The organism is Streptomyces sp. NPDC050743, assembly GCF_044456925.1.
Lineage (GTDB): Bacteria > Actinomycetota > Actinomycetes > Streptomycetales > Streptomycetaceae > Streptomyces.
Window position 1 is genome coordinate 134,355 of record NZ_JBITGJ010000019.1, and the last position, 8,627, is coordinate 142,981.

6 protein-coding genes, 1 tRNA gene and 1 pseudogene are annotated in these 8,627 nt (G+C 70.8%); 4 read left to right on the forward strand and 4 right to left on the reverse strand.

Features of this window, described 5'->3' with window-relative positions; all coding sequences use genetic code 11:
• Nucleotides 1–428: 428 nt before the first annotated feature.
• Nucleotides 429–2,390: a GTPase gene (locus ACIBJF_RS20600; RefSeq protein ID WP_399175428.1), complete on the reverse strand. Its 1,962-nt coding sequence runs from the start codon at nucleotides 2,388–2,390 to the stop codon at nucleotides 429–431.
• Nucleotides 2,391–3,068: 678 nt separating this feature from the next.
• Nucleotides 3,069–4,676, reverse strand: coding sequence for a dynamin family protein (locus ACIBJF_RS20605; RefSeq protein ID WP_399175430.1), 1,608 nt, complete (start codon nucleotides 4,674–4,676; stop codon nucleotides 3,069–3,071).
• A gap of 272 nt (nucleotides 4,677–4,948) precedes the next feature.
• On the opposite strand from ACIBJF_RS20605, the gene ACIBJF_RS20610 reads away from it, so the two are divergent.
• A tRNA-Arg gene (locus ACIBJF_RS20610) sits at nucleotides 4,949–5,021 on the forward strand.
• 181 nt (nucleotides 5,022–5,202) lie between these two features.
• Here ACIBJF_RS20610 and ACIBJF_RS20615 read toward each other — a convergent pair.
• On the reverse strand, nucleotides 5,203–5,406 hold the full coding sequence (locus tag ACIBJF_RS20615) for a hypothetical protein (RefSeq protein ID WP_399175432.1): 204 nt from the start codon (nucleotides 5,404–5,406) through the stop codon (nucleotides 5,203–5,205).
• 641 nt (nucleotides 5,407–6,047) lie between these two features.
• Between ACIBJF_RS20615 and ACIBJF_RS20620 the strand changes: the two genes are divergently transcribed.
• The 3 genes and pseudogenes from ACIBJF_RS20620 (at nucleotide 6,048) to ACIBJF_RS20630 (ending at nucleotide 7,769) form a co-directional block, all read left to right on the forward strand.
• Nucleotides 6,048–7,088 carry a PP2C family protein-serine/threonine phosphatase gene (locus ACIBJF_RS20620; RefSeq protein ID WP_399175434.1) on the forward strand — a complete coding sequence of 347 codons (1,041 nt, stop codon included), beginning with the start codon at nucleotides 6,048–6,050 and terminating at the stop codon, nucleotides 7,086–7,088.
• A gap of 6 nt (nucleotides 7,089–7,094) precedes the next feature.
• Nucleotides 7,095–7,352 (forward strand): annotated as a pseudogene (locus ACIBJF_RS20625) (ISAzo13 family transposase); the annotation flags it as partial.
• A gap of 93 nt (nucleotides 7,353–7,445) precedes the next feature.
• A complete protein-coding gene (locus ACIBJF_RS20630) occupies nucleotides 7,446–7,769 on the forward strand; it encodes a hypothetical protein (protein ID WP_399175436.1) in 324 nt (107 codons plus the stop codon).
• 325 nt (nucleotides 7,770–8,094) lie between these two features.
• Here the strand turns inward: ACIBJF_RS20630 and ACIBJF_RS20635 are convergent, their stop codons facing one another.
• Entirely contained in the window at nucleotides 8,095–8,337 is a 243-nt protein-coding gene (locus ACIBJF_RS20635; protein WP_399175438.1) for a hypothetical protein, read from the reverse strand.
• Between the last annotated feature and the right edge of the window lie 290 nt (nucleotides 8,338–8,627).

Sequence of the window (8,627 nt, forward strand, 5' to 3'; positions counted from 1 at the left end):
GCGCCCACCCGCGCCGGGCCCGCCCCCGCCGCGGGGTCGCGGCCGGGCGCGTCCCCGCGCCGCCCCCCCCCCCCGCCCCCGGGGGCGCCCCCCGGGGGGGCGCCCCCCCCCCCCGCCCCCCCCCCCACGTCCCGCCGATCGCGCGCACGGTCCGCCGTCCCTCCGGCCGGGCCCGCCGTGCGATCGCCGCGCACCCAGACTGCCTCCGCCGCGCCGAACCCGCTGAGAGCTGTGGACGACCACCCCACCTGTGGAAAACCCCGCCACCCGCACGAGTGACCCCGGTCGCCGGCGGCTCTCGTCACCCCGCCCGGAACACCGCTGAAGAGCCCCTGAGCACCACCGAGTCCCCTCCCCGGAAACCGCCGAGGGGCCCCGGAAACACCGAAGCCCCTCGCGCTCACAACCCACCCGCTCCGAGCGGGCTCTCACCCCACCCCGGTCCCGCTCCGTACGACGCGCCCGTACTGCTCCCGTACCTCCCGGTACCGCAAGAGCTCCGCCGCCACCGGATCGAGCACCCGGGCCCGGCCGCAGCCGGCGGCCGCCTCCCGGAGCCGGCGTTCGGCCTCCTGGCCGTAGCGCCGGGCCGGGCCTCTCGCCGCCATCCGGCAACTCCACTCCACCAGCGGTCCCCCGACGATCCCGCACACCATCAGCAGCACCGGAACCCCGAGGTTCGGCGCCATGACACCGACGATCTGACCGAACAGCCACAGGCCGCCCACGACCTGCAGCAGGGTCATCGCCGCCTGGACCAGCACCGCCGCCGGCCACCACCCCGGGCGCGGCGGCCGGCCCGGCGGCAGTCCCGCCCGCGCCGCCAGGTCGTCCAGCGCCTCCGACAGCCCCTGCGACCCGCGTACGGCCGCCTCACGCACCGCCTGCGCCCACGGCGCCGGCAGCCCGGCCGAGGCCCGATCGGACACCGTACGGACCGCCTGTTCGACGCGCTGACGGGCCGTGGCCTCCTCGTCGGGCTGGGCCGTCCGTACCGGGATGCGGCCCGTGCTGGAATCGCCCCGGCACTGGTACCAGCGCCACAGCCGCAGCCAGGGCGTGCCGCAGGCGCGGTTGGCGTTGCGCAGCCAGGCCCGCTCGGCGGCCTCGCCCGCCGCGGTGGCGCCCACCGCGTCCGCGAGCCGGTCGGTGAACTCCTCGCGCGCCTCCTCGCTGAGGCCGACCCGCCGCCCGGCGGCGTACACGGGCCGCAGATCGGCCGCGGCGGCGTCCACGTCGGCCGACACCCGGCGGGCCGCCGCTCCGCGCTCCGCCACGAACTGGCCGAGGCTCTCGCGGAGATCGCCGACGCCGTCGCCGGTGAGCGCGGACAGCGCGAGCACGGTGGCGCCCGGTTCGCCGTGCTCGCCGAGTGCGATGCCGTCCTCGTCCAGCAGCCGGCGCAGATCGTCCAGGACCTGGTCGGCGGCCTCCCCGGGCAACCGGTCGATCTGGTTGAGCACGACGAACATGATCTCCGCGTGGCCGGCCATGGGCCGCAGATAGCGCTCGTGCAGCACGGCGTCGGCGTACTTCTCCGGATCCACCACCCAGATCACCGCGTCGACCAGCTTCAGGATCCGGTCCACCTGCTTGCGGTGCTCCACGGCGGCGGAGTCGTGGTCGGGCAGGTCGACCAGGACCAGCCCGCGCAACTGCGCCTCGGCCTCCGGGCTCTGCAGCGGACGGCGGCGCAGCCGCCCAGGGATGCCGAGCCGGTCGATGAGGCCCGCCGCGCCGTCGCTCCAGCTGCACGCGATGGGCGCGGCGGTGGTCGGACGTCGTACGCCGGTCTCCGAAATGGCCACTCCGGCAAGGGCGTTGAACAACTGCGACTTACCGCTGCCGGTCGCGCCCGCGATGGCCACGACGGTGTGCCGGCCCGAGAGCTTGCGGCGGGAGGCCGCCTCGTCCAGTACCCGGCCCGCCTCGGCGAGGGTATCGCTCTCCACCCGGGCCCGGGAGAGCCCGACCAGCTCGCGCAGGGCGTCCAGCCGGGAGCGCAGCCGGCCGTCGTACGCCAACGGGGCCGGGGTCTGGCTGCCGGGACCGCGGCCGCCGCTCTCCAGGGCGGTGACGCGTTCGGCGGCGAGGGCGGCGGCCGTCGCCTCCGTGACGCGCCGGGCGATGAGGCCGTCGTCCCAGGGCCCGGAGGGATCGGAGGAGTCGGAGGGTTCGTCGGGTGACTCCGCGGACTCGGGGGACCGGGGAGTCTCCGGCGGCTTGTGGGATCCGGGAGCGGGGTCTGAGTCCGCAGCAGCGCGGGAGGCGGGGGTCGGCGCGAACGCGGGGATGGGTTTGAGGGGCGGCAGGGGCGGCAGCAGGGGCAGGGGTTTGACGGGTTTGGTCGCGGTGATGGCCTCGTTTGTCGCGATGGCTGGGGCCCCCATGACTGATTTGGCGGTGGGTGTGGGTGGTGGTGTGGGTTGGGGGGTGGATGTGGATTGGTGGGTTGGCGTGGGTCGGGGGGTTGACGTGGCTTGGGGGGCGGATGTGACTCCCGGGGTGCTCGCGTCACCGGCGGGGTGCGGGAGCGGCAGGGAGTGCGGCAGACAGATCTGCGTGCCGCCACCCCCGGTGTCCGCGTGCCTCCCCGGCCGCGAGTCGAGGTTCATCCGGTCCGCGGCCTCGGCTTCGCCGTCGCCCTCGTTCGTGCCCTCACCGGCGTCCGCGAGGTCGTCGGACTTGCCGGAGGCGTCCGGCCCTGCGCCAGGACCGGGACGCTCTGCGCGCTCTGCACGCTCAGCCACACCTGTGCCGTACTCGACGCGATCCACGTACTCGAATCGGTCCGCGTGCCCGACGCGACCGCCGATGTGTTTCACGCGGTCGGCGTGATCCACCCGACTCATGTGTTCAAGGCGGTCCACGTGCTCCACGAACTCGGGCATCGCGTGACGGCCGTGTTCCACGTGACCGCCGTGTGGCTCGACATGCCCGCCGTGTTCCAGGTGCCCGGTGCCCGTGTCCGTGCCGTGGCTGCCGTGCTCCATGTCCCTCATGCGTCCCGCGCGCCTCATGTGGTCGCTGTGATCCGTGTGGTCCTGGTCAGTGACGGCGGTCACCGATCACCTCTCCTTCTGCAGTACCGACAGCGCGGCGATGAGTGCGGCCTGGGGCTCGGAATGGACGTCCAAGGTGTCGAGGGGGCCGAGGCGCCGCTCGCGTTCGGCGTGCAGGACGCGGTCCACGTGTTCGCCCAGCAGCCGCCCGGCCCGGTCGCGCAGCCGCAGCGCGCCGTGCGCCCCGATCCGCTCGGCGAGCCCCTCGCCCGCGCTGCGCGCCCGGCGTCCGCCGAGCAGGGCGGTGGCGACCAGGGCGGCGACGACGTCCGGGTCGGGTGCGGCGGTGGCACGTTCCAGTTCGCGTACCTCGTCCTCGGCGTACTCCTCCAGCTCGCGCCGCCAGCGCCGTACGGCGACACCGATGCGGTGTTCGGTGCTCTCCGCGGTGGACTCGCCGGCGGCCAGGGCCGGGTCGGCTCCGGCCGGCTCGCGCCGCCAGGCCTCGTCGATGCGCTCGTCGGCGGCGGTGACCGAGCACAGCAGCAGGGCGGCCAGGCTCGCCACGAGCGCCTCGAGGAGTTCGCCGGGGGTGCAGTCCAGGGGGAAGGCGCGCCAGCGTTTGAGGGCGTCCCCGGCGAGTACGGCGCCGGACTGGAGCCGGTCGCGCACGCGCGCGTGCTCGCTGTCGTAGGCGGCGTCCACGGCGGAGATCAGCCGGACGGCGGCGGCGTGCTGGGCGGCGGCGGCATTGGCCAGCTCGGGCATGCGGGACTTGAGGGAGTCGAGGAGACCGTACGCCGTACGGGCCATGACCTGCTGCCGGGCGGCGGGGTCCTGGGCGTGGTGCACGAGCCAGTTCTTCAGCGGCGCGACGGCGGTGGCGGGAAGCAGGCCCGCGCCCCAGGCGGACTCGGGCAGCTCCGGCACGGTGAAGCGGGGTACGTCGCCCAGCCCGGCCTTGGTGAGCAGGGCGCCGTACTGCCGGGAGACCTCCGAGACGACCTGGTGGGGCACGCGGTCCAGGACGGTGACGAGGGCGGCGTCGTACTCCTTGGCGGTGCGCAGGAGGTGCCAGGGGACGGCGTCGGCGTAGCGGGCTGCCGTGGTGACCATGATCCAGACGTCGGCGGCGCAGATCAGCTCGGCCGCAAGGACGCGGTTGTCGGCGACCAGGGAGTCGATGTCGGGGGCGTCGAGGAGGGCGAGTCCGCGCGGGAGGGTGTCGGCGCTCTCGACGCGCAGCACGCGCGCGGGGTGGTCGCCGGCGGGCGGGAGCTCGTCGGAGTCCTCGTCCGGCCCCCACACGCGCGTGAGGTCGGGCAGCACGCGCATCTCGCTGAACCAGTGATGATCCTCCGGATGGCAGACGAGCACCGGCGTCCGGGTGGTCGGCCGCAGCACGCCCGCCTCGCTCACCGGGCGGCCGACGAGCGAATTGACGAGCGTCGACTTGCCGGCGCCGGTGGACCCGCCGACGACGGCCAGCAGCGGCGCATCGGGCTCCCGTAGGCGCGGTAGCAGGTAGTCGTCGAGCTGCGCCAGGAGTTCGTCGCGGTTGGCACGCGCACGTGGGGCACCGGGCAGGGGCAGCGGAAAGCGTGCGGCGGCGACACGGTCGCGCAGTGCGGAGAGTGTGTCGAGCAGCTGAGGCCGTACGTCCAAGGTCACCACATGCGAAGAATGCCCAATTATGGGGGATTTCTGAAGCATATGGACACGTCTGCGCGCCGACGGGACAGAAAGGATGCAAGGGACGACTGGGACACAGGCACAGCCCAGGCATAACGAGTGCACAACACCCGGTGCGTCGCACGCCAAAAGCGGTGCACGATTCGTACCTGCCTGCGATTATCGGATCGCTTCACCGAACCTCCACATCGAGCCACGGAGGCGAAGCGACAGGGTCGAGGAAGAGGGAGCTTTATCCTTGGTCCCGCCACCAGGCCCCCGTAGCTCAGTGGATAGAGCAGGCGCCTTCTAAGCGCTTGGCCGCAGGTTCGAGTCCTGCCGGGGGCGCAAGTCTCCGCCCTCCCGCTCGGGAGGGCTTTTTGCTGGTCAGGGTGGGTGCGGGCCGACACGACGAAGCCCCGGACGCCCTCTCAACGATCAAGGGCAGACTCCGGGGCTGTCCGGCTGTGACCGGGTTTTTGCGGGTGGCCGTGTCGAATACGTGTCGAAGTTCTCGACCGGGGGAAGATCAGCCAGCGCCTGGCAGCTCCGTCTCAGGGAGATCGCCCGCGGCCTCCAGTCGCCGTTTCAGGTCCGGCAGCTGCCCGTCGATGCACCGGGCGTAGGTCGCCAGGAGCACGGCGACGCTGTTCCCGGCCCATTCGGCCACTTGGGCGGGCGGGATGCCGTCGTTGAGCCACTTCGTCAGGCACGTGTTCCGGTTGTCATACACGCGGCGTCCTGTGGGCGGCTCAAAGACGTGCGGGGGCACGGACAGCGGCTCATCCCATCGGGATAAGACTTTCCCTACTTCATCAAGCACCCGTCGTCGCTTCGCTCCTCCGGGCGGGCACACAGTGCATGAAGTCAGAACACGTCGTGGCTGGGGCGGTCGGCTCCACGGCTTTTAGGCAGCCACTTTGGCGCGAGCCTCGAAGATCATGGCCCCAACGTCGTGCTTTACCGGGCAGGTCCACAGACTGCCCGACGCGCCGGAAGCTTACGGGGCCATGATCACTCGCGCCAAAGCAGCTCCAGGCCAAAGTCGCTAACCGACCGCTCGGTACCGTGCACCACGAGGGACGGCGGGTCAGTCGTCACCCCAGCCGCGGAGACTCGCCCTGATCAAGCCCGGCCGGCATCCACAACGCTTGTGACCTGCCACACATGACCCCCATGCCCGTATATGTCCGTTTTAATTGATAGAATCATCAGAACCGAGGATATGATCCCTTAGGGACGGAGCAGCACATGGCATTCACGTTCCTCGACCCTGCGTGTACGGCTCCAGGTTGCGTGCAGGAGCCACACCTGATGCATCACCGAGCTAGGCCGTCACTCGTTCACTCGCGCACCTTGCCGCAACCACGATCCGTGCTGACAGTCGCCTTGCTGCTCATTCTGGCGATCACGCTCATCGATCTTCAGGTGCCTGGCTCAGTTCATCTCGGCGACTTGCTGATCATGGCGCCTGTACTCACTTCCTGGTACGCGAGCTCCCGGGTGACCTCACTTGTCGCCATCATGGCCGTGTCGGCTTTGATGGCCATCTACCTGGTCCGCCAAACGGTGAACCCGCCACAGGCGGCTGCCCTCACTGCGACCTCGGTGGCCGCCGTGATCGCCCGGTACCTGACGGAACACGGACAGCGAAAGCTGGTCCAGCTGCGCGCGGTCGCCGAGGCCGCGCAACGCGCCATACTGCCTCCCCTCCCCCACCGACTCGGCCCTCTTCACCTGGCCTCGACGTACCTGGCGGCAGAGGATGAAGCACGCATCGGCGGAGATCTCTACGCCGCCGTGCGCACGCCCACGGGGACACGGTTGATCATCGGCGATGTTCGAGGCAAGGGCCTGGCGGCGGTCGGCAACGCCGCCCACACCATCAGCACGTTCCGCGACGCCGCCCGCCGGCTGACCACGCTGCCGGAACTCGCCGCCTACCTGGATTCAAGTATCCGCAGCGACGCATCCGAAGCAGTGAGCCCCGAACAGACCGAAGAGGCGTTCGTCACCGCCACTCTCCTCGAGATCCCCGACGCCGAGCCCCTCGTGCGGAGCGTCACCTGCGGACACCCCCCACTGCTACTCCTACGAGGGAACGACGTCGTGCCCCTGGAAGCCGGCCAACCCGCGCCCCCGCTGGGACTGGGCGCATTGACGCAAACCACCTACCACCTCGACACCTTCGCCCTACGCGCCGAAGACACCCTCCTCCTCTACACCGACGGTGCCATCGAAGCCCGCAATACCGACGGCGAGTTCTACCCGCTCGCCGAACGACTCACCCACCAGAACCACCGCCATCCCACGGCGCTCCTCAACCACCTCCGCGGCGACCTTCTCAACCACGTCGGCGGCCGACTCGACGACGACGCCGCCTTGATCGCCATCCAACATCAGCCCGCTCGTTGACGTGGTATGCGCATCCAGGATGAGACCTGCGGCCAACTCGCTGTGAAGTTCGCCGTGTTGTTCCCACATCTGGACGAGCGGCAACGGCGGCTGCTCATGGGTGCCGAGGCCCGAGTGCTGGGGCATGGCGGTATCCGGGCCCTCGCGCGGGCGGCTGCGGTGAGTGAGACGACGGTTCGCAAGGGCGTGTTCGAGCTGGAGGCCGGAGAGGAGCCGCTGGGCCGGGTTCGGCGGCCGGGAGGAGGCCGCAAGCAAGTCGCGGATGCATAAGGGTCGACCAGGGCTGCTGCGGGGCGGTGGGCCCTTGACCGCGAACACCCTCGGGGGAAAGATCCTCCTCCCGATAGAGGAGTTGTGATGCTGCGCTTCATGGACTGGTCCGTGGTTGCGATGGGGTGCTCGCTGGTCCTCATGAGTCTCGGCAGTCGGCGGTGGGAGCGGACGAAGGTTCGGAAGGGAGAGAGTCCCGATCAGGGCATGCGATTCTTTCAGGCATGGCTCCCGCTCCTCATCGGCCTGGAGGTGATCAGCGCCAGGGTGCCGAGCCTGCTGCTCGCGCCCCATCTCGTCGTCATGATCATGGACACTCTCAACGCCGTGCTCTGGGTAGCGGTGCTGGTCTTGGTCCTCCGGACGGGGTATCGCGTCTCTCGGGCGCGGAGTTCTCGCACCCTCGATTGACGGCAGTGCTGACGGCAACGAGCGCAGACGTCGACGGCACCCGGCAGTTTGTCGCGGAAGTAGTACGGGAGTGTTGGGCCAGGCCGCTGGGACGTGCCCGCATCTTCTAAGCGCTTGGCCGCAGGTTCGAGTCCTGCCGGGGGCGCAAGTCTCCGCCCTCCCGCTTGGGAGGGTTTTTTGCTGGTCAGGGCGGGTACCGGTCGACGCGACAAAGCCCCGGACACCCTCTCGACGATCAAGGGCAGGCTCCGGGCTGTCCGGCTGTCACCGGGTTTTCGCGGGTGGCCGTGTCGAATACGTGTCGAAGTTCTCGACCCCAGGAAGATCAGCCAGCGCCCGGCAGCTCCGTCTCTGGGAGGTCTCCCGCGGCCTCCAGCCGCCGTTTCAGGTCCGGCAGCTGCCCGTCGACGCACCGGGCGTAGGTCGCCAGGAGCACGGCGACGCTGTTCCCGGCCCACTCGGCCACCTGGGCGGGCGGGATGCCGTCGTTGAGCCACTTCGTCAGGCACGTGTTCCGGTTGTCATACGCACGGCGTCCTGTGGGCGACTCAAAGACGTGCGGGGGCACGGACAGCGGCTCATCCCATCGGGATGAGACTTTCCCTACTTCATCAAGCACCCGTCGTCGCTTCGCTCCTCCGGGCGGGCGCGGGCGGCCGGCGGCGCCCGCGCTCATGTCTCCGCCCTGCTCGGCACCGCCGGCCGCCCGCTCCCGCCCACAAGGCAGGCACACAGTGCATGAGGTCAGAACACGTCGTGGCCAGGGCGGTCGGCTCCACGACTTTAGCCAGCCACTTTGGCGCGAGCCTCGAAGATCATGGCCCCACATCGGGCACTAACGGGCAGGCCCACAAGCCT

Bases quoted from the DNA above. Each gene is read 5' to 3' on its own strand.
- ACIBJF_RS20600 (WP_399175428.1), bottom strand. From the start codon at position 2,390: ATGGGGGCCCCAGCCATCGCGACAAACGAGGCCATCACCGCGACCAAA.
- ACIBJF_RS20630 (WP_399175436.1), top strand. From the start codon at position 7,446: ATGCTGCGCTTCATGGACTGGTCCGTGGTTGCGATGGGGTGCTCGCTG.